A 21,027-nucleotide genomic window follows, 5' to 3' on the forward strand; every position below is an offset into this window, starting at 1 on the left:
CGAACCGGGAGCGGCCCCGGGTTCGCCTGGCTGTTTGCCGCCTCAGGATTTCCCCTTTTTGACGGCAAGCTGTACGATCATAATGACAAGAACGAGCAATGCGATGAGCTGATCTGTACTCATGGTAGTCCGGACCTCCAATCCTCTGACAAGGATGGCTCTTCGGACCTGCATCTCCTCTCCAGAAGCTGCTGTCTTCCCCATACTTCAGCCTATGAGCTGCGGTCTGCATTTAGTACTGATTTCTGCCTGATTTCGGCGGCATCAGACTTTTTTCTTGCCCTTTTCACGGGGCTGATTTAGTGTAGTAGCATTGGCTTATTACATATATAAAAGTTTGCTGGAGGAGTGCTGCAGGAAATGCTGCTGTGGGTCAAACGGGAGGCTGAACAATGATTGTTGCAGCCGGTCTTATTTTTGTTATTACTTTGGTCTTTGTCATCTGGCAGCCGCGGAATTTATCCATCGGCTGGTCGGCCTGCGGAGGTGCGCTGCTGGCCCTGCTGGCCGGTGTGGTCAGCTTCGGGGATGTCCGCGATGTGACGCTGATTGTATGGAACGCTACACTCGCTTTTGTCGCCATCATTCTAATTTCATTAATCCTCGACAAAATTGGCTTCTTCGAATGGGCAGCGCTGCATATGGCACGGGCGGCACGCGGCAACGGCACGCTGATGTTCATTTACGTTATCGTACTGGGGGCCGTTGTGGCGGCTCTGTTCGCCAATGACGGGGCGGCGCTGATTCTGACGCCGATTGTGCTGGCGATGGTGCGGGCGCTGAATTTTGATGAGCGAAAAGTGTTTCCGTTCATCATCGCGAGCGGATTCATTGCCGATACAACCTCGCTTCCGCTGATCGTCAGCAATCTGGTCAACATCGTATCCGCTGACTTCTTCGGGATCAGCTTCACGGAATACGCGGGACGGATGCTGCTGCCTACGCTGTTCGCGCTTGCTGCCAGTATTCTGGTCCTGTATCTGTTCTTCCGGGGAAGTATTCCGGGAGCCTATGACACGGCGGGAATGAAGCATCCGCAGGAGGCAATTAAGGACAAGCGGATGTTCCGGTTATCCTGGGGCGTACTGGCTCTCTTGCTGGCAGGCTATTTCGTCAGTGAGTTCCTGCATATTCCGGTATCAGCAGTGGCCGGTATAATTGCGGTTCTATTCCTGCTGATGGCCCGCAGAAGCCCGTACGTGAAGACCATGGAAGTGGTCAAGGGTGCGCCGTGGGCCATTGTCTTTTTCTCCATCGGGATGTATGTCGTGGTGTATGGTCTGCGTAATGCCGGGCTGACAGATGTACTCGCCGGACTGATCAGTACGACTGCTGAGCACGGATTGTTCGCAGCGACGATGGGAATGGGCTTCCTTGCCGCTGTTCTTTCCTCTGTGATGAATAATCTGCCGACGGTGCTGATCGGGGCACTGGCTATTGATACGGCACACGCTAGCGGACTTATTAAGGAAGCGCTGATCTATGCGAACGTAATCGGCTCCGATCTCGGCCCGAAGATTACACCTATCGGCTCGCTGGCTACCCTGCTGTGGCTGCATGTGCTGTCTGCCAAAGGCGTGAAGATCTCCTGGGGCACGTATTTCAAAACAGGAATTATTCTGACGATTCCGACCTTATTTATTACTCTGCTCGGCTTATATTTGGAATTGAAGCTGTTCTGAGCCGGATAAACCCGCACTTTTAGAATCCCGGATATTTCACCACCGGCCATTTCACCTTGCGCAGAGCGTCCATCAGCTCCGGCCCGGCATGCAGATTACTGCTGACCAGCTCATGGGGGGTGAGCGCCATCCATTGATTCAGGGAGACATCGGCGAACCGGTCGCTTTTGAAGATTTCCAGGAACCAGAGCGTGTCTGTCCCGGTGTTCTGAATATAATGCCCTTGTGCAAAAGGCACGTACCCGACATCCCCGGCCCGGACATTATAGGTGCGCGCAGCCCCGTCACCGCCGAATACCGTCATCCGGCCCTGTCCGGTAAGGTAATATTGCCACTCGTCATTGTTCGGATGCCAGTGGAGCTCCCGCATCGCACCGGGCTCAATTTCCACCAGCGCTGCGGCGATTTTCTGTGAAACCGGAAAGTTGGTGGAATCCACAATGCGCACACTGCCGCCTGGTGTCCTCAGCGGCGGCTGGGCCAGCAGCTGATGCTTGAAGCTTAGTGGAATCTCCCCGTAAGGCGATTCTACCTTTTGGCTCTGGAGCGGACCCGGCACCTGGTCCTGATAAATGTACACCTGCTCCTTCGGAATACACGCGAAGGCCGATTCCGGCACCCCGAAGTTGGCTGACAGCACCTCTGGCGGCGTATGGGCGAACCAGTCGGAGATCGACAGCGTGTTGAGATCCGAGAAGCCGCCGTCGTCGAACACCAGCAGGAACTCGCAGCCTTCCGCCAGCCCCTGGATGGAATGCGGGATACCCGGCGGGAAATACCAGAGGTCCCCCGGGCCGACATCGGCAATGAAGTTCCGCCCGTTCTGGTCCACTGCCGTAATCCGGGCACTGCCAAGCAGCATATAGGACCATTCGGCCTGCTGGTGCCAGTGGAGCTCGCGGACTCCGCCCGGGGTTAAGCTCATATTCACTCCGGCAAGTGTGGTAGCTATGGGCAGCTCCCTGACTGTAATCTCCCGTGACCAGCCGCCGTGGTTCAGCTGCATGTGGGTATCGGAGAAGGAGAAGCGCAGATTGGGGATCAGCCCGTTATCTGTAACCGGAGGTACCAGCATATCGGGATTCTCCAGATCCCGCATATAATCGCGGGGGCCAAGGTCGACATTGCCGGCGCCATCACTGCGGATGGGCTGAGGAACGCGGTTGTTGTCCTTTAATTCAGATGCTGGGTCGTGCATGAAAACAGCCTCCCTTCCGGATCATACAAACATCATAGAATTATATGCGCAGTTCCTCTGGATATGAGCTGCAGGAGGGTGCATATTAGCCGGAGCAGTTGACAAAACCGGGCAAAAGACCAGAATAGAAGTTGGCAGTCTGCCATTTCAAACGATAATCAGAGAGCAGGGTTACAACTAATGACAATAGACGGACAAATACGCTACCGCTTCAGTGAAGCGCCAATCTGGGAGCTGCAGCGCACCTATTATGAGCAGCTGGGACTCCAGGCATGGGTGAATGATCAGGTTCCGCAATATATTACAAGCAATCCGATGATCGGCACTGCCTATGCGGAGATGATCTTCGGCTTCCTGCAGGACCGTGCAGCGAAGGGGCAAACTGCCGAACCGGTCGTTATTCTGGAGCTGGGAGCGGGAGCAGGACGGCTTGCCTTTCATGTGCTTCAACAGCTGTGTGAGCTGATTCAGTATGCGGGTGTACCGCTGCCGCCGTTCCGCTATGTCATGAGTGATCTCCCCTGGAAAAATATCAAAGGCTGGCAGGAGCATCCCGGCTTGCAGCCTTTTGTAGCACAGGGCATTCTTGATTTCGCCCGCTTCGATGCCGTGCAGGATACGGAGCTTCACCTTACAGAAAGCGGACAGGTGATTGCACCGGGCGGCTTGCAGCAGCCGCTGATGGTCATCGCCAACTATTTCTTCGACAGTATTCAGCAGGAGCTGCTGTATATTGATGAAGGCAAGGTGTTTGAATGCGAGGTCTCGCTGAAATATCCGGAGCAGTCTGATTCCATGGGGCCCTCCGAGGTGCTCCGCGATCTGGTGCCGGAATATTATTACAAGCGGGCTGCGGGCTATGAAGACCCCTCTTACCGGTACCATGAAGTCATCTCCTTCTACCTGGACAAGCTGGAGGATTCGCATATCCTGTTCCCGGAAGCAGCCCTTTCCTGCATGGAACGGCTTGGGGCACTTTCACAGGACAGCTTCCTGCTGCTTACCGCAGACAAGGGCGATCACCGGCTGGAGAACTGGGAATTCGCCGAGCCGCCGAAGCTGATTCACCACGGCAGCATTTCACTTACGGCCAATTACCATGCGCTGGTGAACTACTTTGAACGGAAGGGTGCACAGTCCTACTTCACGCAGCATCATTATAAAAACCTGAATGTCGGCTGTATTCTGATGCTGGAAGAGCCGGTGCTTCACCCCCATACAAGACTCGCTTACCGGCGGTTTGTAGACCGGTTCGGGCCGGATGATTTCTTCAGCCTGAAGGTGTGGATCGATAAAAACTACGATACGATCGGGATGCAGCAGATTCTGGCCTTCTGGCGGCTGGGCGGCTATGATGCCGAGCTGTTCATCCAGAGCGCAGAGCGGATCTCCGCACTGCTGCCGGATGCCAGTGATGAAGAGCTGCTGGATTTGCAGCGGGGGATCGGGCGGATGTGGAACGGCTTCTATCCGATGCCGCAGAAGTATGATCTGGCCCTCGACTGCGGCCTGCTGCTGTTCGAGATGGAGCAGTACGCGGAGTCCCGCCGCTTCCTTGAGCATTCGCTTGCCTCAAGCGACGAGGAGCCGGTAATTACCGTGCTGTATTGCCTGGCCATCTGCAGCTACGAGCTGGAGGATGATGAAGCCGCGCTCGATTATACCCGCAGATCGCTGGAGATTGAGCCGGAGCATGAGGAAGCTCTGGAGCTGCTGGCGGCACTCAGCCAGGGATAAATCCCGCCAGCAGCCGGAAAAGAGGGCCGGATTATGCCCTTCGGGGTCCGTCTTTACAACCGCGCCTGAAGTTTGCTATCCTGTATCAAAGTAATCAAACGCGATGACGAGAAGAGTAAGTCCATTTCTTCCCTCACAGAGAGCTCCGGCTGGTGTGAAGGAGCAGGGAAGGCTGGACCGAAACAAGCCTCTGAGCGGTATTCCGGAACCGGCCTGAGCCGGGGATGGGATGACAGGAGCTCCTGTTACAGAGCTAGAGTATAAGCCCTGCCCTCCGGCAGCGCCGTACTTGATGAGATTAATATGGCGACATATTAATGAACCTGGGGTGGTACCGCGAGAATCTCGTCCCCAAGACTACAGTCTTGGAGGTGAGGTTCTTTTTTGTTGCTCCGTAAAGGGCAGGTATCACCAATACAGGAGGGGATTATGATGACTGATCTTAATGCTAAACTTGATGAGAGCGGTCCGGCTGTGCCGGAGAATTATATGGATAAGCTGATCAGAGAGGATGCGGAGAGCGGTGCCTACAGCAGGGACATCTGCACGAGGTTCCCGCCGGAGCCGAACGGCTATCTGCATATCGGCAGTGCTTTTGCCATCCACACGAATTATGAGCTTGCCCGCCGGAACGGCGGCAGATTCCATCTGCGCTTCGATGACACCAATCCGCTGAAGGAGGATGTGGAATATGTGCAGGCGATCATCCGGGATATCGGTTGGCTGGGCTGCAGCCCGGGAGAGCATATCTACTACGGCTCCGACTATTCGGAGGAAATCTGCCGCAGTGCCGAGAGACTGATCCTGAAGGGCAAAGCTTATGTCTGTGACCTGACCCCGGAGGAAGTGACGGCCTACCGCGGGACATTAACGGAGTCCGGCACAAACAGCCCTTACCGCGACCGGACACCGGAAGAGAATCTGAGGCTGTTCCGGGAGATGCGCGAAGGGAAATATCCGAATGGTGCAAAGGTGCTGCGGGCCAAAATCGACATGGGCTCGCCGAACATCAATCTGCGGGACCCGATATTATACCGGATTATTCATGCGGAGCATTACCGCACGGGGGATGCCTGGTGCATCTATCCGATGTATGATTTTGCCCATCCAATTCAGGATGCCATTGAAGGGGTGACACATTCGCTCTGCTCGATTGAATTCAAGGATCACCGTCCGCTGTATGAGTGGGTACTGAGTGAGCTGGATACCCCGGAGCCGCCGAGGCAGAGGGAATTCGGCCGGGTTAATCTGACGGGAGTGGTCACGAGCAAACGCCATCTCCGGGCGCTGGTTGCCGGGGGATACGTCGACGGCTGGGATGATCCGCGCCTGCCGACACTCGCCGGACTGCGCAGACGCGGATTTACACCGGAGAGCATCAAGGACTTTGTCAGGGAGATCGGAATGGTCCGCAATACGGCAATGGTCGACTTCTCGCTGCTGGAGCACTGTGTCAGACAGGATCTGAAGGCGAAGGTGCCGGCAGTCATGGGTGTGCTGAACCCGCTGAAGGTCGTGCTTACAAACTATAAGTCGGGAATTTCCGAGCTAATGGTCATAGATAACAACAGTGAGAACCCTGAGCTGGGAGCAAGGGAGGTTCCGTTCTCCGGAATACTCTACATTGAGCGGGAGGACTTCATGGAAGAGCCTGTGAAAGGCTTCCGCAGACTGGTTCCGGGCGGTGAGGTACGGCTGAAGGGCGGATATATTATCCGCTGCGATGATGTGCTCAAGGATGCTGTAACGGGAGAGATCAGCGAGCTCCGCTGCAGCTATGATCCCTTGACCCGAAGCGGCGGTCCGCTGAGCGGGCGTAAGGTCAAAGGAACCATTCACTGGGTGTCGGCTGCCCATGCGGTCAAGAGTGAGGTCCGCCTGTACGGGCGGCTGCTCAAAGACAATGACGGCCCGAAGGCAGAGGGGGAGGGCTGGGAGAGCTATATCAATCCGGATTCTGTTACTGTGCTGAAGAATTGTCTGCTTGAGCCTTATGCGGCTGATGCCAATCCGGAGGATAAATTTCAGTTCATGCGCCACGGTTATTTCTGCGTAGACAGCAAGTGCAGCAGGGAGGGGAGGCTGGTGTTCAACCGGATCGTTCCGCTCAAAGATACCTGGAAAGCCGGGGGAGGGAAATAGGCTTTAACATATTTTCTCCACAAACAGCCCTGCAAAATGAATAAATGCGCACCGATATCCGCAGCCTTAATCCGTAGACAGTGTGAACAGACTGCAATTCACAGCGGGCGAGAATCAGGGGGAACCTCCTGAGGCTCGTCCGTTTTTTTTGTATATGGCTTGAATTATGTCATCTTGGCGGGGGCCTCACTTTATGGCGGGTTCGCACATAATATAATTCAAGTTATGCGGGCAGGTGCCGGGGCGCAGAAATAGCATTTTTGCCCATATGAAAAAACTCATGAAAATGCATTTACATTTCTCATTAAGCGGATTATAATAAAAACAGATCAAATGTTGCACCAGGGAAACTTTCGTGTAGGAAGACAACTTTTTCCGGGCAAGAGGAGGGAAAGAAATGATGGAGCAGAACGTAACTGTAGAATCATCCCCAATATTAAAGAGCCATACTAATAAACATTCGGCACAATCGGTGCTTAACGGAGAGGTCAGAGGCTTGAAGCGGCTCCTGCCATTCCTGGGCCCGGCCTTTATTGCTTCTGTAGCATATTTGGATCCAGGCAATTTCGCCACGAATATTACCGCAGGCTCGAAATACGGATACCTGTTACTATGGGTCATCTTCGCCTCGAACCTGATGGCCGTTCTTATACAATCCTTATCTGCTAAGCTGGGTATTGCTACCGGCAAGAATCTGCCGGAGGTCGCGCGGGAGAAATTCCCGAAGGGTGTGACGATCTTCCTCTGGATTCAGAGTGAGCTGGTTATCATCGCCACTGATCTGGCAGAGTTTATCGGGGCAGCCCTCGGATTATATCTGTTATTCGGCATCCCCATGCTGCCGGCTGCAATCATTACCGCGATCGGTTCATTCGCCATTCTGGAGCTTCAGCGGCGCGGCTACCGGACCCTTGAGGCAGGGATTGCCGGGATGGTGATGATTGTTGTTCTTGCTTTTGTATTCCAGGTTATTATGGCCAAACCGGATGCGGGCAGTGTAGTTGCCGGCATGTTTACACCAAGATTCGAAGGGATAGACAGCATTCTGCTGGCTGCCGGTATTCTCGGTGCGACCGTTATGCCGCATGCCATCTATCTGCATTCCTCGCTGACCCAGAACCGTGTTGTCGGAATTGATGAACGGGAGAAGAAGCAGATTTTCCGGCTGGAATTCATTGACATTCTGATCGCCATGCTGATTGCCGGTGCGGTAAATATGGCGATGGTGATCGTCGCAGCTGCCCTGTTCTTCAAGAACGGGCTGGTCGTTGAGGATTTGGATATCGCGTTTGAACAATTCCGCAATCTGGCGGGTCCGGTTACGGCCGTCTCCTTCGGTCTGAGCCTGCTGATTGCCGGGCTGTCCAGCTCGTCGGTCGGTACAATGGCTGGTGACGTCGTTATGCAGGGCTTCATCAATAAAAGAATCAATCTCTACCTGCGGCGGGCGATTACAATTATTCCTCCGCTGGCCATCATCGCCTTCGGCATTAATGCGACAAGCGCCCTGGTCATGAGCCAGGTGGTCCTGTCCTTCGGGATCGCCTTCGCCCTCATTCCGCTGGTGATCTTCACCAGTGACCGCAAGATTATGAAGGGCCTGGTAAATCACCGGATTACGGCGGTGCTGGGCTGGATCATCTCCGCGCTGGTGGTGTCGCTGAACCTGTTCCTGATTGTAGAGATGTTTGTGTAAGCTGAGCAAGAGATTGAAGATTTCGGGCTATACCTGCAAAGAGCAGTCGTTCTCCGCTATTGGAGAGCCGCTGCTCTTTTTGCCGTACAGGAAAATATGCTGGATAGCTTTAAGTGGAGAAAATCCATTTATTTCGATAACAGCCCAGCTATTGTACAGCAAGCAGCCCGAGTTCGTTCGGAGGTGATTTTATTCTTGCAGAAGCGGGTTGTAAAAATCCTCCCGGGGCATATTAAAATATCCAAAAACGGGCGGAAGGTGGATTAGTATGGGAAATATATGGCGGATCTATCTGAATGACTGGCGGAATCTGTTCAAGGTTCCCGTAGCTGTACTGCTGGTGGCGGCGCTTGTCGTGCTGCCGTCCGTCTACGACTGGGTCAACGTCGCCGCCGTATGGGATCCGTACAGCAACACTTCGGGAATCAGGATAGCCGTGTCGAGCCTGGACCAGGGGGCTGAGGTGAAGGGGAAGAGCTTCAACATCGGTGAGGAGGTGCTGGCCAGCCTGCAGTCTAACCATTCGCTGGGCTGGACTTTTGTGGCGCCGGAGGCGGCGGTTGCCGGTGTCCGCCGCGGGGATTATTACGCCAGCATCCTGATCCCTGCGGACTTCTCACAGCGGATGGCCGGAATTCTGGAAGGAAGGCTGATTAAGCCTGAGGTGCAGTATACCGTTAACGAAAAAATAAATGCCATTGCCCCGAAAATCACCAATAAAGGGGCCTCGTCCATCACTGCGCAGATCAGCGAAAAGTTCACAGAGACGCTAAGCAGTACAGTGCTTAGCGCCTTGCAGGAAGCAGATGAGACCTTTCAGTCAGAGCTTCCCGTGATCCGCAGGGTGGAGCAGGGACTGTTTCAGCTTGAGGAGAACCTGCCGGAGATTGAAAAGGCGGGCCGGCTTGTGCTGAAGCTACAGCAGGACTGGCCGGATATTTCCGCCTCCGCTTCTCGGCTTATCCAGCTTCAGGACAAGCTCCCGCTTGCCGAGCAGGCGGGGGCCGCGGCGGAGCTGCTCGATGAACACTGGTCGCAGATCAGCGCTTCGGCTGCCCTGCTGCAGAAGCTGGAGGGTCATCTGCCGGAGCTGAAGCAGGCCGCCGGGCTGGTTGCGGAGCTGGACAGCCGGTTCAGTGATGTAGAGACTGTCATGGAGAAGGCTTCCGGAAGACTGGCAGAGGCAGAAAGGATTGTGGACGCAGCCGCACAGGCGCTGCCGCAAGCGGACCGGCTGGTGGAAGCCGGAGGCGGATTCGGCCGGGAGCTGGAGCAGTTCCTGGCCGACAGCAGCACAGCGTTCACCGCTGTCACGCAGGCGGTCCGGCAGAATCTGTATCTCCTGCAGCAGACGGCAGATGCTTCGGCTCAGCTTGCCGGACAGATGCTGGCTGACAGCGCAGGAGCTGACGCTGTGCAGGCCGAAGATGAGCAGGGCAGCTCCGGGAGCCCGGCCGCCGAAGCGGCCGGGGCAGGGAGCAGAGCTGCGGATACGCAGCCGCGGATCAACGCGGCCAGCGGGCTAAGCCAGGCGGCTGCACGGCTGGCCGCCGGCAGTGAGATGCTGCAGCATACCTCTGCGCTGCTCAGCGCCGTTGACCTGCTGGCGCCCGGAACCGTGGGCGCCGGGGATTTGCGCGCGCTGGAGGACGCGCGCGCACAGTTCGCTGCCGCCGCTTCGCAGGCCGGCAGCCTGGCAGCGGTGCGGCCGGACGGTGCGGGACCCGGCCGCGAGGCACTCCGGCAGTTCAGCCTCACGGCCGGGAAGCTCAAGCTGGCCGCGGCCGGGCTGCTGCCCCGCATCGGCGGGCAGACGCTGCCTGCCGTGGAAGCCGGGCTGCAGCAGCTGAGCGGATCTGCCCAGACGGCGGCCGCGGCGCTACAGCAGGCTCCCCGGCGCCTGGAGTCGCTGGACACGGTGCTCGCTGAGGCGGGGAAGATCATCCTCTCCGGGCAGGAGGCTCTGGCTGCATTGCAGCAGTATTTGCCTGCCGTCCGGAGTGAAGTGCATGCAGCGGCCGGCGGGATCAGCGATCCTATGGCGGCATTCGGCAGCTTCGTCACTGACGGCCTGCCGCGGATTCTGGATACGCTGCCTGCCGCAGGCTCGGCTATTCATGAGGCTGCCGAATTTGCCCGCAAGGATCTGCCGGCTGCGGAGCAGAGGTTCCGCAGTGCGGCTGAGCTGATCCGCACGGGACTTCCGCAGGCCCGGCAGGGAGTGGAGCGGGCTGCCGGGCTGGTCCGGGAAGATCTTCCGGCACTGGAGAATGCCGTCCGCAAGGCAGCTGACACGGTCCGGCGGGTCAAGGAGGATGTGAATCTGGATGAGATTGCCCAGCTGCTCGGCGGTGATATTAAGAGCGAAAGCGATTTTCTGGCGAATCCGGTTATACTGGCTGAACATCAGCTGTATCCTATCCCCAACTACGGCTCAGCCATGACACCATTCTATGTCGTGTTATCTTTGTGGGTCGGAGGGACGCTGCTCGTTTCGCTGCTCCGCACCGGAGTGGACACCGGAGGCAGGAGGTACCGGGGGCATGAGCTGTATTTCGGCCGTCTGTTTACCTTCTTAACTGTAGGCATTCTGCAGGCGCTGGTGGCGGCGCTGGGGAATCTGTTTATACTGAATTGTTATGTTGCTGACAAGGGCTGGTTTGTCCTCTTTGCCGCGCTGATCAGCATAGTGTTCGTCACCACCATATTCACGCTTGTAGCGGTGTTCGGCAACATCGGTAAGGGGATTGCGATTGTTTTTATGATCCTGCAATTCTCCAGCTCCGGCGGCACCTTCCCCATCAGCACGACCGCTCATGTCTTTCAGGCGCTGAACCCGTTCATGCCGTTTACCTATGCGATCAGCCTGCTGCGCGAGGCTGTGGGCGGCATTCTGCCGGAAGTGGCTGTCCGTGATGCGCTGTTCCTCATCCTCTTTGGTCTGCTGGCCCTGCTGCTGGCGCTGCTGCTGCAAAAGCCGCTAGCTCCCTTTATCCGCAAATCTGCTGAGCAGGCTGAGAAGTCCAAGCTGATTTCATAGCTGTACTTTGTACAGTAGAAAGTGGTTAAATCCGCCTGAAAATAGAATCTAATGTATTTCGTACAGCAGATTTTCAGGTTTCAGGCACTTTAAGCTCATTTCACTGAAATCAATTGTACGAAATACAATAGAATGGATGATTCGAGCTTTTCTGAAGGATTCAATTGTACAAAGTACAATCACTCTGAGGTATCGCATAGGGCTGTAATCCCAGGGTTTACTATAGAGCTTTTATGATTGCGAACACCAAAAGCCCGAGACGTTAACTCTGTCTCGGGCTTTTAGCGGATGATCTTAGATTCCATGCCTAAGCCGTTTAGGCTTGTAGAGGCACCCCCGCTGTAAATATTATTGCTTCACAATATCCTGCACAGCCTTATCCAGCTTCTCCAGCAGCTTATCACGGTCCAGCTGGCCGCCGAGATATTCCTGCATCGCAGCGCCGAAGCCCTGGGTTACACCGTCAGGGAACATATCCCAGTTCCAGCCGAGGGCAGTAGCGGATTTCTCCTGCACAGCTACGGCAACCTGGCCGATATCTGCCGCGTCAGCAGTAACATTGGTCTCTGCCGGGATGAACTTGAACTCCTTGGTCAGATACTTCATGCCGGTTTCCGAGCTTACAAGCCAGTTCAGGAACGCTTTGGCTTCTTCCGGATGTGCGGATTTGCTGTTTACAATGTAGTTGTTAGGCACGCCTACAAGGATTGTGCCGGCTTCGTCGCTGATCGGAAGCGGAAGGAGGCCGAGATTCAGTGCAGGGTCGATTTTGTCGATATCGCCTTGTGTCCAGTTACCCTGCAGCATCATTGCCGCTTTGCCGGAGGCAAATTCAGCAACCTGAGTCGCATAGTCTGTTGTCATCTTGTTATCCTGGGCGTTGTCGAAGATTACATCAACGAGGTCGAGCCATTGCTCGAATACCGCATTGCCTTTGATCGTCTGCGTACCGGCTTTGACATCCTCGATGAACTGCTTCGGATCAGGCTGATGGGCCAAACCTACGTTCACGAGGTGAATCCCCATCGACCACCACTCATTGGTCGCTTCGAACGGTGTGATGCCTGCCGCTTTCAGCTTGGCTGCCGCATCCTTCAGCTGCGAGAGCGTCTGAGGCTCTTCCGTAATGCCAGCTTTAGTGAACAGATCCTTGTTGTAGATCAGCCCGTAGCCCTCCACGTTCATCGGCATGCCGTAGAGCTTGCCGTCCACGGTGGCCGGCGTCTTGGAGGTCGGAATCAGATTAGCCGCCCAAGGCTCATTCGTCAGATCGGTTGCACGGTCCATATAAGGAACGAGAGCTGTATAGCCGCCGTTATTGAAAATTTCCGGCTCCGAGCCGGAAGCAATCTCCGCCTTCAGCAACGCACCGTAATCCTCACCGCCGCCGTGGGTTTCCACTTCAACCTTCACGCCGGTTTCTTTCTCATATTCTTCGGCCAGCGCATTCAGCTGCTCGGCAATCTCAACCTTGAACTGGAACATTTTAATCGTAACATCCTTGGCAGGGGCTGTAGTTGCTTCTGGTGCTGCTGTCTCTGCTGCGTTGTTAGGAGCACTGGTAGCATTGCCATTGCTTGCGGAATTCGTGTTGCCGCTATTGCCGCAACCTGCGATAATAAGTGTGCAAACGGTTGCGATAATGAACGCGAACTTTCTTTTCATACTATAACCTCCCTGGTCTGTGGTTCCTGCAAATAAATCGTAATGCAAATGAGAGTGGACTTACACTTAATATTTTGCCGGGAAAAGTGGATATTGTTGCAAAGGCGAGCTATTAACTCATCCTTTAATGGAGCCGGTGGTTACCCCTTCGACAATATAGCGCTGCAGGGACAGGAAGAAGATCAGAATCGGTGTGATGGCCATGACCAGGCCGGCGAGGGCCAAATCCCACTTCTTGGTGTACTGTCCGAAGAACTTCGTTACGGCGACCGGGAGGGTCGTCAGATCTTTATTTCCCCCGATTACTAGCACCGGCAGCAAATAGTCATTCCAGATCCACAGCGTGTTCAGGATAATTACGGTGACAATAATCGGCATCAGGAGCGGGAATACAATTTTGAAGAATACACCATACGGATTAGAACCGTCCACCCGGGCCGCTTCCTCCAGCTCAAAGGGGACAGTCTTGATGAACCCGTGGAACAGAAAGACCGACAGCGGCATGCCGAAGCCGAGATAGCAGGCCACGATTCCGTACAACTCCCCGCGCAGCTCCAGGATACTGGTCACCCGGACTAATTGTAACATCAGCGACTGGAAAGGGATAATCATGGCCGAGACCAGCAGCAGGAAGACGAAGGAATTGAAGCGCGTCGGTTTCCGTACAATCTGATAGGCAGCCATCGAGCTGAACAGGACAATGAAGATTACACTCAGAATCGTGATCTGCAGTGAGTTGAAGAAGGCTTGCGGGAAGTCAATCGCATCCCAGACCTTGGAGTAATTATCCCAGTGAAACACCTGAGGCCAGGAAGCGGCATCAATCAGAATATCCTTAAGCCCCTTAACCGAATTGCTCAGCACCAGGTAAAAAGGGGACAGGAACACAATAGCCAGCAGGATGGCGGCAATTTCGAGCACGAAGTTTCGCGGACGGTATCTGCTGCTGTTCATTAGGCGGACACCTCTTTTCTTTTGGTGAGCCAGACTTGGGTAACGGTAATCAGGGATACGGCAGCGAAGAAGAGCAGCGCCTTGGCGGTACCGAGGCCGTAGCGGTTGTTGATCAGTGCTTCCGCGTAAATGTTATAGGCCAGTGACTGGGTCGAGGTGCCCGGTCCGCCTTTGGTCAGCGACAGGTTGAGGTCGAACATCTTGAAGGCATTTGAAGTCGTCAGGAACAGGCAGATCGTAATCGCCGGCATAATCAGCGGCACATAGACACTCTTGAACAGCTGCGGGGCGCGGGCGCCGTCAATCTTGGCCGCTTCCACCAGATCCTTCGGGATACCGGCCAGCGCAGCGATATAAATAACCATCATATAACCGGCTGTCTGCCAGACGAACACGATGACGAGGCCCCAGAAGCCGGTGTTTGGAGTTCCGAGCCAGGGAAGCTTGAAGAATGCAATACCAGTGAGCTCGCCGATGGTGGAGAAGCCTTTGGTGAAGATGAACTGCCAGATGTAGCCGAGCAGAATGCCTCCGATGACATTGGGCATGAAAAATACTGTACGCAGCAGCTTCTTCGTCTTCAGCGTGGTCATCAGGATGAACGCCAGCAGCAGGGCCAGAATGTTGGCGGCCGCTACGGAAATCAAGGTGAAGCGGAGCGTGAAGAGCAGGGATTCCCAGAACTTATCGTCATTCGTAAAAATCCGTTTCCAGTTGGCCGCGCCGGTCCAGACCGCTTTGTCCAGATCCAGCCCGTTCCAGTCGGTGGAAGAATAGTAGAAGCCAAGGAAGAACGGGGTAACTACAATGGTCAGGAAAAAGAGCAGGCAGGGGCCGAGAAATACGATTTGCTGTCCCCAGCCGCGTTGCAGGCGCAGAGCTTTTCTCATATGGGATCTCCTTTGTATAATATTTCTACGGTTTCACAGCTTCATTATAGAAAGCGCAGACATTCCCCAACACTCAATTTGATGATGATTAAAGTGGATTATATTGCAGGAGGTCTATCATGTTCAAAAACAGCATCCGTACGCGGCTGATGGCTCTTGTGCTGCTGGCATCAGTGATTCCGTCGGGCATATCGGTTACGTTCTCCTATCTGTATACGAAGAAGTCGGTTACCGAGCAGTCCGTGAAGCAGAATACGAAGCTGCTGACGCTGGGGGAAGCGAATCTCAGCAGTTATTTCAGCGGTATGAACCAGCGGGCCATGTCGCTGTACAGCGGGATTAATGTGCCAAGCTCCTTCTACACCACCCTGTTGACCGCCAAAAGCGAGGATCGGGTGCCCGAAGGGGTGATTGTGCCGGATACCCGTGCAGTGATCTCCACCCAGCTGTACAATCTTTTTCTCTCCGACCGGAATACCTTCCAGATCCACTTATATGTCAGGGCGGCCCGGCAGTCTAACCTTGTACGCGGCGGTCTGTTCCGCCGTGAGGTTAATGGGGAGTATGCAGCATCCATTCCGCCGGGCGGCACGTACAAGCCCTATCTCGAAGTGACGCATATGGATCATCAATACCGTATGAAGTCGGGATTCCCCAATCTGAAGCCGGGAAGTGTGCCTGTCTTTACCGCCCATTTCCCGATCTACCGGACACCCAGTGACAGTGTGCTGGCCGACTTGTCGATTGATTACACCCTGGAGGAGCTGGAGGGCATCGTCAAGTCGATGTACAATTCGGATACCGAGCAGCTGTATGTACTGAATGAACAGGGACAGGCGCTGTTTGCTTCTGATCCGGACTGGGTCGGCAAGACGGTCGATACGGGCTGGAGCCGCCTTCCCGCCGGCAGTGACAGCGGCCACTTCACCTGGAAAAAGTACGGCTTTCAGGGGATCGTTATGTACCGCCATATCCAGAACACACTGTTCAGCGGCAGTATCATCAAGCTGGTGCCTTATGAGGATCTTTACAGTGATGCGCGCGTCACCACCCGGTTCAATATGGGAATCGGCCTGCTGTTCCTCCTGATCGGCGGCATCAGTGCGGTGCTGATCTCCTTCGGCTTCACCCGGCCGATCAAGAAGCTGATTAACTTCACCCAGAAGGTGCAGATCGGCCAGCTGGATGCGCATATGGATGCTGAGCGTGAGGATGAATTCGGTCTCCTGACCCGCAAAATAACCGGCATGACCCGGACGATCAACGATCTGATCGTCAAGGAATACCGGCTGGAGCTGGCGAACAAAACCAATCAGCTGAATGCGCTGCAGGCCCAGGTCAATCCGCATTTCCTCTACAATGCGCTGCAGTCCATCGCCAGCCTGTCCTTGCGCTATAATGCGCCGAAGGTGTATGATCTCATCTATTCCCTGGGCAGTATGATGCGCTACTCCATGAATACGGAGCGGACGCAGGTGCCGCTGCGTGATGAACTTGAGCATGTGGAGAATTATGTGATTCTGCAGCGGGAACGGTTCGGTGAGGAGAATCTGCAGCTGGAGGTCCATGCGGCGGAGGGAACGCCCGAGATTATTGTGCCGAAGATGATTCTGCAGCCCATTGTGGAGAATATCTTCAAGCACGGCTTTGCCGACGGAATCCATGGAGGCATCATCCGCGTGGAGTGCACGCTTGAGCAGATGGAGGGGCAATCCCGGCTGATTCTGGCCGTCAAGGACAACGGCAAAGGCATTACTCCGGCGCGGCTGGAAGAGATTACAGCCGGACTTAAGAGCAGCGGACGCTCAGAGCATGAGGAGATCGGGCTGTATAATGTGCTTACAAGGCTGCGGCTGCAGCTAAGCAGGGAAGCGGAGCTGACCCTGGAGAATGAGCAGGGCCAAGGGCTTACCGTCCGGCTGGTGATTCCGCTGGAGGGACCGGATAGCGAGGCCCGGCTGCAGGAGTAGCAGACATAGAGATCAAAGAATATACCCGGATACTAAAAGGAGCGGCAGGATATGAAAGTGCTGATTGTGGATGATGAGAAGCATGTGCGGGAAGCAATCCGTTATTTTGTACCGTGGGATAAATATAATATTTCCGCAATTTACGAGGCGACTAACGGGCAGGAAGCGACCCTGATTATGCAGGAGCATCAGCCGAATATCGTCTTCACGGATATGCGGATGCCGCTGATGGACGGGGCCGAGCTGCTGGAATGGCTGCATGCCCATTACCCGAATACGAAGACGATTGTAATCAGCGGCTATCAGGACTTCAATTATGTGAAGCCGGCGATTGTGTACGGCGGGACGGACTATCTGCTGAAGCCGCTGAACAGCAAGCAGCTGATTGCCTCAGCCGAGCATGCCTTCAAGCTGTGGCTCGAGGAGGAAGCCGGGCGGCGGCAGTCGCAGCAGCAGAGTATGCAGCTGAATGTGCTGCGGCCGCTGTACTGGGACAAGGTGCTGTCCGATCTGGTCTATGGACGCAGCTCCTTTCAGGAGCATCAGCTGGCGCTGTGCGAGGAGCTGGGGATGCCGATTGCAGCGGCAGAATGCAGAGTGGGGGTAATCTCACTGCAGGGCACAGACTGCCGTCTGCTGCAGAGATTTCATGGTGATGTGGCCCTGACGGCGTTCGTACTGGCCAACGTCTGCAATGAGGTTATGGCTCCCGAGCAGAGCGGCTATGCCTTCCGGAGCCTGCAGGGTGAAGGGGAGCTGGTCGTGCTGCTCTGGAATGCCGCCGCGCAGGCAGAAGCGGTGCTGGCTGCAATGAATGAAGCGATCCGCCAGGCGTATGGGGTTCAGGTGGATATCGGGCTAAGCCGGCCGAATCCGCTGCCGGAGGGGCTGCAGCAGGCGTATACCCAGGCACGGGAGGGGCTGGAGGAACGGAATCTGCTCCAGCGGGAGGGGCGCATCCACAGCTGGAGAGCCCTGCCGGGCGGGAGTAGACCTGCAGAAGACCACGCACTGGATGTGAGGCTGGAGAAGCTGCGGATCGCGGTGTTATCCGGCGATGACGAGCGGATGCAGCGGGTCGTGGAGGAGTGGGCCGGGCAGCTTGCCGGGCTTCCGCTGCTGACAGAGAGCAGCTTCCTGCACCAGCAGGAAGAGATTCTGGCTGTGCTGAGGCGCTGGCGCCCCGAAGAAGAGATTCATCTCGGGCTGTGCTACGATGCTGAGGGGCTGTTCTCGGTTGAGCACTGGCAGAGCCAGCTGAAGTCCTTGCTCCAGCGGCTCTCCAGCGGCACGGGACAGGCACAGGGCAGCCGGCTTGTGCTGGAGATCAGGGAATACCTGAACCAGAACTATGCGCAGGATATGACACTCCAGCATATTGCGGAACGCTTTTTCATCAGCAGGGAGAATGTGTCCCGTAAGTTCAAGCAGATTACCGGGGAGAATCTGTCCGATTATTTGACTAATCTCAGAGTGGAGAAGGCGAAGATGCTGCTGCAGAATACGAATTTGCGGCTGTCGCAGATTTCGGAGCTGGTAGGCTATGAGGATGAGAAATACTTTAGCCGGGTTTTCAAAAAATCCACCGGAGTAACCCCCCGTGAGTACCGCAAGCATGAGGAAAAATAGGAAAATATAGCTACGTATAACTTTCAGCATTTTCCAGACTTAAACCGATAATATGTATATGACAATGTATATTTTGTTGCCGTTACATAGGAGGATTGGTTGGTATGGACAAGTATTTAGGGCGAACGATTAAGAATGATCTGATCAATGCATACGGCGTTACGGTTATCCCTGCAATGAGTATCCTGAATACCGGGCACCTGGAGCTGATCCAGAAGCAGAGGATTGATATTTTTGACATTATTTTTGTAGAGCAGGAACAGGAACAGGCGCCTCCTTACCAGCAAGCCGTAGACAGTATAGTTGACACCTCCAGGGACTTGTTTGAATCGTACAGGATAACTGGGGAGATTCCGCTGACGGATATTAAGAAGGAGGTTGTTCCGGCCATTCAGGAAATTTCCCGTAATCCTGATATTTTTGCCTTGTTCAATGCGGTAAGAGGAAAAGATGATTATACATACCAGCACAATATTGGAGTCGGTGTTCTGTCTACCCTGATGGGCAGATGGCTGGAGATGGGCGAGGAAGAGCTGTCCTTACTCTCACTCGCGGCAACTCTGCATGATATCGGCAAGCTGAAGATCCCGGACGAGATTCTGAATAAGCCCGGCAAGCTGACTGAGGATGAATTCAGTCTGGTCAAGAAGCATACGCTGTTCGGTTATGAGATGCTGAAGGAAAGAATGGGCGGAGACTCGCCTGTAGCTCTGGCAGCTCTGCAGCATCATGAGCGCAATGACGGCGGAGGTTACCCGCATGGTCTTAAGGAAGAACAGATCGGATTCTTCAGTAAGATTATCGCGGTTGCTGATATTTTTCATGCGATGTCCAGCAAACGCCCTTATCATGAGCCTATACCCTTCCATATCATTGTGGATCAGATGAGAAGAGGCAGCTTTGGCGCGCTGGATCCGCATATTGTTGCTGTATTCCTTGAGAATATAGTGAAGCGTACCGTAGGCCGGGGGGTCGTCTTAACCGATGGCCGGGTTGGCGAGATCGTCTATTTGAATCCGCATAATATCGAAACTCCGCTGATCCGCATTGGCGACGAATATATTGACCTCAGCAAAAGAACAGAGCTAAACATCCGGGAAATCAGCATCTAGCAACAGCCTGTTCCGGATGTTCTGCCTGTCAGTTCCCGAAATAATCAGCCAGCCCTGCGGCAATGGCCTGCGCGGCCTTCCGCTGATAGGCTGCCTTCCGCACAATGGACTCGTCAACCGGATTGCTGAGGAACCCGAGCTCCACCAGCGCAGCCGGGATGCTGTTCTCACGCAGAATATGATAGTTTCCGTAGGACAGTCCGTTGCTCTTCAGCCCGGTATCTGCCCCGAGCAGCCGGGTTTCAATAGCGCGGGCCAGCCGCAAATCATCCTGCTCCGAGTAGAAGAAGGTCAGTGTGCCGGACACCTTCTTCGGGGATGAGTTGTAATGGATGCTGACGAAGGCGTCCGCTCCGAGACGCTGCCCGGTCTGTACCCTCTGGGAGAGCGAAGGCTTCTGGTCTTCCCGCGTGCGGGTCAGCTCGACCCTTGCCCCCTTGGCAGTAAGGTAATCCCGCAAGTACAGGGAGGTCTGCAAAGTGAGATCCTTCTCCATCGTGCCGTAGGTTGTGCCGAGCATGCCCGGATCATTGCCGCCATGGCCGGGATCAACGATAATCAGCTTGCCGCGGATCGTGCCGGACTTCTGCTTAATTCCACTGCTGCTGTTGCTGTTGCCGGCTGCAGCAGTGCTGCCGGCAGTCTTAACGCTGCCGCCGGCAAGATACTGGCTGGATACCCAGCCGGTTACCCCGCTGGCTGCCCGGATTCTCGACCACTCCCCCTGGCGCTGCAGTACGGTTACCGCATTACCGGCCTGCAAGGACCCGATGGTCTCATAGCCTGTTCCCGGCCCTCCCCGGATACGCAGGGAAGAAGCGGTGACGGTAGCAGAGCTGCCGGAGGCTGACGCGGCCTTGATATTGCCGGTGGAGCTGGAGCCTGATGAGGCTGCAGCGGCGGAGGCGGAGGATACGCCGCTGGTTGGCTTGAGATAATATCCGGCTACCCAGCCTGACACTGAGCCTGCCTTTACTTTAAGCCAGCCATGCTGCTCGCTGGTAACCGTAACTACTGCCCCGCTCGTCAGTATGCCTGTAATACCGGCGCCTGCGGCTGGTTCACTGCGCACATTCAGAGAGCTCGCATAGACTTTAGCGGTGTATGTATCTGCAGCATGGGCGGCCGGAGCCGGCACCATGGAGGAGGCCAGCAAGGCAGCTGCCAGTACGGCAGTATATATTATTTTGTTCATCGTAAGCCTCGTTTCACGGATAGATAAATTTCTATTACCCGTTTCATCGGCAGGAGAACGCTATTTTATTAAAATTACAAATATATACAGCCCGGTTATTCGGCTAACAACCCTGCT

The 21,027-nt window shown here is 55.1% G+C and carries 14 protein-coding genes and 1 other annotated feature; of the genes, 8 read left to right on the forward strand and 6 right to left on the reverse strand.

Going from position 1 to position 21,027, the window contains the following annotated elements; translation table 11 throughout:
- Positions 1-42 precede the first annotated feature (42 nt).
- Entirely contained in the window at positions 43-204 is a 162-nt protein-coding gene (locus LOS79_RS28760) for a hypothetical protein (protein WP_315414196.1), read from the reverse strand.
- Between the two features lie 188 nt (positions 205-392).
- On the opposite strand from LOS79_RS28760, the gene LOS79_RS28765 reads away from it, so the two are divergent.
- The gene (locus tag LOS79_RS28765; protein ID WP_315414197.1) at positions 393-1,682 is read left to right on the forward strand and encodes an arsenic transporter; all 1,290 of its coding nucleotides are present in this window, start codon (positions 393-395) and stop codon (positions 1,680-1,682) included.
- Positions 1,683-1,701: 19 nt separating this feature from the next.
- Here the strand turns inward: LOS79_RS28765 and LOS79_RS28770 are convergent, their stop codons facing one another.
- The gene (locus tag LOS79_RS28770; protein WP_315414198.1) at positions 1,702-2,880 is read right to left on the reverse strand and encodes an oxalate decarboxylase family bicupin; all 1,179 of its coding nucleotides are present in this window, start codon (positions 2,878-2,880) and stop codon (positions 1,702-1,704) included.
- Between the two features lie 180 nt (positions 2,881-3,060).
- Between LOS79_RS28770 and LOS79_RS28775 the strand changes: the two genes are divergently transcribed.
- From LOS79_RS28775 to LOS79_RS28790, 4 genes are all read left to right on the forward strand, one after another.
- Complete coding sequence (locus LOS79_RS28775) at positions 3,061-4,617, forward strand: tetratricopeptide repeat protein (RefSeq protein WP_315414200.1); 1,557 nt, start codon at positions 3,061-3,063, stop codon at positions 4,615-4,617.
- Positions 4,618-4,711: 94 nt separating this feature from the next.
- Positions 4,712-4,973: a binding site (T-box leader), on the forward strand.
- A 73-nt stretch (positions 4,974-5,046) separates the two neighbouring features.
- Positions 5,047-6,759 carry a glutamine--tRNA ligase/YqeY domain fusion protein gene (locus LOS79_RS28780; RefSeq protein ID WP_315414202.1) on the forward strand — a complete coding sequence of 571 codons (1,713 nt, stop codon included), beginning with the start codon at positions 5,047-5,049 and terminating at the stop codon, positions 6,757-6,759.
- A 397-nt stretch (positions 6,760-7,156) separates the two neighbouring features.
- Positions 7,157-8,455 (forward strand): Nramp family divalent metal transporter, encoded by a 1,299-nt coding sequence (locus tag LOS79_RS28785; protein WP_397386703.1) that lies wholly within the window; start codon positions 7,157-7,159, stop codon positions 8,453-8,455.
- Positions 8,456-8,723: 268 nt separating this feature from the next.
- Positions 8,724-11,495 (forward strand): YhgE/Pip domain-containing protein, encoded by a 2,772-nt coding sequence (locus tag LOS79_RS28790; protein ID WP_315414203.1) that lies wholly within the window; start codon positions 8,724-8,726, stop codon positions 11,493-11,495.
- 348 nt (positions 11,496-11,843) lie between these two features.
- On the opposite strand, the gene LOS79_RS28795 is transcribed toward LOS79_RS28790, so the two are convergent.
- The 3 genes from LOS79_RS28795 to LOS79_RS28805 form a co-directional block, all read right to left on the reverse strand.
- Positions 11,844-13,160, reverse strand: a complete 1,317-nt coding sequence (locus LOS79_RS28795) for an ABC transporter substrate-binding protein (protein WP_315414205.1) — start codon at positions 13,158-13,160, stop codon at positions 11,844-11,846.
- A 117-nt stretch (positions 13,161-13,277) separates the two neighbouring features.
- Positions 13,278-14,114: a carbohydrate ABC transporter permease gene (locus LOS79_RS28800; RefSeq protein WP_315414207.1), complete on the reverse strand. Its 837-nt coding sequence runs from the start codon at positions 14,112-14,114 to the stop codon at positions 13,278-13,280.
- Positions 14,114-15,004 carry a carbohydrate ABC transporter permease gene (locus tag LOS79_RS28805; RefSeq protein WP_315414209.1) on the reverse strand — a complete coding sequence of 297 codons (891 nt, stop codon included), beginning with the start codon at positions 15,002-15,004 and terminating at the stop codon, positions 14,114-14,116. Before LOS79_RS28805 ends, LOS79_RS28800 begins: the two co-directional genes overlap by 1 nt.
- A gap of 119 nt (positions 15,005-15,123) precedes the next feature.
- On the opposite strand from LOS79_RS28805, the gene LOS79_RS28810 reads away from it, so the two are divergent.
- From LOS79_RS28810 to LOS79_RS28820, 3 genes are all read left to right on the forward strand, one after another.
- Positions 15,124-16,974 (forward strand): sensor histidine kinase, encoded by a 1,851-nt coding sequence (locus LOS79_RS28810; protein ID WP_315414211.1) that lies wholly within the window; start codon positions 15,124-15,126, stop codon positions 16,972-16,974.
- Between the two features lie 51 nt (positions 16,975-17,025).
- Complete coding sequence (locus tag LOS79_RS28815; RefSeq protein WP_315414212.1) at positions 17,026-18,603, forward strand: response regulator; 1,578 nt, start codon at positions 17,026-17,028, stop codon at positions 18,601-18,603.
- A gap of 104 nt (positions 18,604-18,707) precedes the next feature.
- Positions 18,708-19,715 (forward strand): HD-GYP domain-containing protein, encoded by a 1,008-nt coding sequence (locus tag LOS79_RS28820; RefSeq protein WP_315414214.1) that lies wholly within the window; start codon positions 18,708-18,710, stop codon positions 19,713-19,715.
- A gap of 28 nt (positions 19,716-19,743) precedes the next feature.
- On the opposite strand, the gene LOS79_RS28825 is transcribed toward LOS79_RS28820, so the two are convergent.
- Positions 19,744-20,910: an N-acetylmuramoyl-L-alanine amidase family protein gene (locus LOS79_RS28825; protein WP_315414216.1), complete on the reverse strand. Its 1,167-nt coding sequence runs from the start codon at positions 20,908-20,910 to the stop codon at positions 19,744-19,746.
- Positions 20,911-21,027 lie beyond the last annotated feature (117 nt).

This window comes from Paenibacillus sp. MMS20-IR301, from assembly GCF_032302195.1.
Taxonomy (GTDB): Bacteria; Bacillota; Bacilli; order Paenibacillales; family Paenibacillaceae; genus Paenibacillus_AQ.

Excerpts from the sequence above, each read along its gene's own strand:
- LOS79_RS28810 (WP_315414211.1), top strand. The coding sequence starts at position 15,124 with ATGTTCAAAAACAGCATCCGTACGCGGCTGATGGCTCTTGTGCTGCTG.
- LOS79_RS28800 (WP_315414207.1), bottom strand. The coding sequence starts at position 14,114 with ATGAACAGCAGCAGATACCGTCCGCGAAACTTCGTGCTCGAAATTGCC.
- LOS79_RS28815 (WP_315414212.1), top strand. The coding sequence starts at position 17,026 with ATGAAAGTGCTGATTGTGGATGATGAGAAGCATGTGCGGGAAGCAATC.
- LOS79_RS28785 (WP_397386703.1), top strand. The coding sequence starts at position 7,157 with ATGATGGAGCAGAACGTAACTGTAGAATCATCCCCAATATTAAAGAGC.
- LOS79_RS28790 (WP_315414203.1), top strand. The coding sequence starts at position 8,724 with ATGGGAAATATATGGCGGATCTATCTGAATGACTGGCGGAATCTGTTC.
- LOS79_RS28805 (WP_315414209.1), bottom strand. The coding sequence starts at position 15,004 with ATGAGAAAAGCTCTGCGCCTGCAACGCGGCTGGGGACAGCAAATCGTA.
- LOS79_RS28780 (WP_315414202.1), top strand. The coding sequence starts at position 5,047 with ATGATGACTGATCTTAATGCTAAACTTGATGAGAGCGGTCCGGCTGTG.
- LOS79_RS28765 (WP_315414197.1), top strand. The coding sequence starts at position 393 with ATGATTGTTGCAGCCGGTCTTATTTTTGTTATTACTTTGGTCTTTGTC.
- LOS79_RS28770 (WP_315414198.1), bottom strand. The coding sequence starts at position 2,880 with ATGCACGACCCAGCATCTGAATTAAAGGACAACAACCGCGTTCCTCAG.
- LOS79_RS28820 (WP_315414214.1), top strand. The coding sequence starts at position 18,708 with ATGGACAAGTATTTAGGGCGAACGATTAAGAATGATCTGATCAATGCA.
- LOS79_RS28795 (WP_315414205.1), bottom strand. The coding sequence starts at position 13,160 with ATGAAAAGAAAGTTCGCGTTCATTATCGCAACCGTTTGCACACTTATT.
- LOS79_RS28760 (WP_315414196.1), bottom strand. The coding sequence starts at position 204 with ATGGGGAAGACAGCAGCTTCTGGAGAGGAGATGCAGGTCCGAAGAGCC.
- LOS79_RS28825 (WP_315414216.1), bottom strand. The coding sequence starts at position 20,910 with ATGAACAAAATAATATATACTGCCGTACTGGCAGCTGCCTTGCTGGCC.
- LOS79_RS28775 (WP_315414200.1), top strand. The coding sequence starts at position 3,061 with ATGACAATAGACGGACAAATACGCTACCGCTTCAGTGAAGCGCCAATC.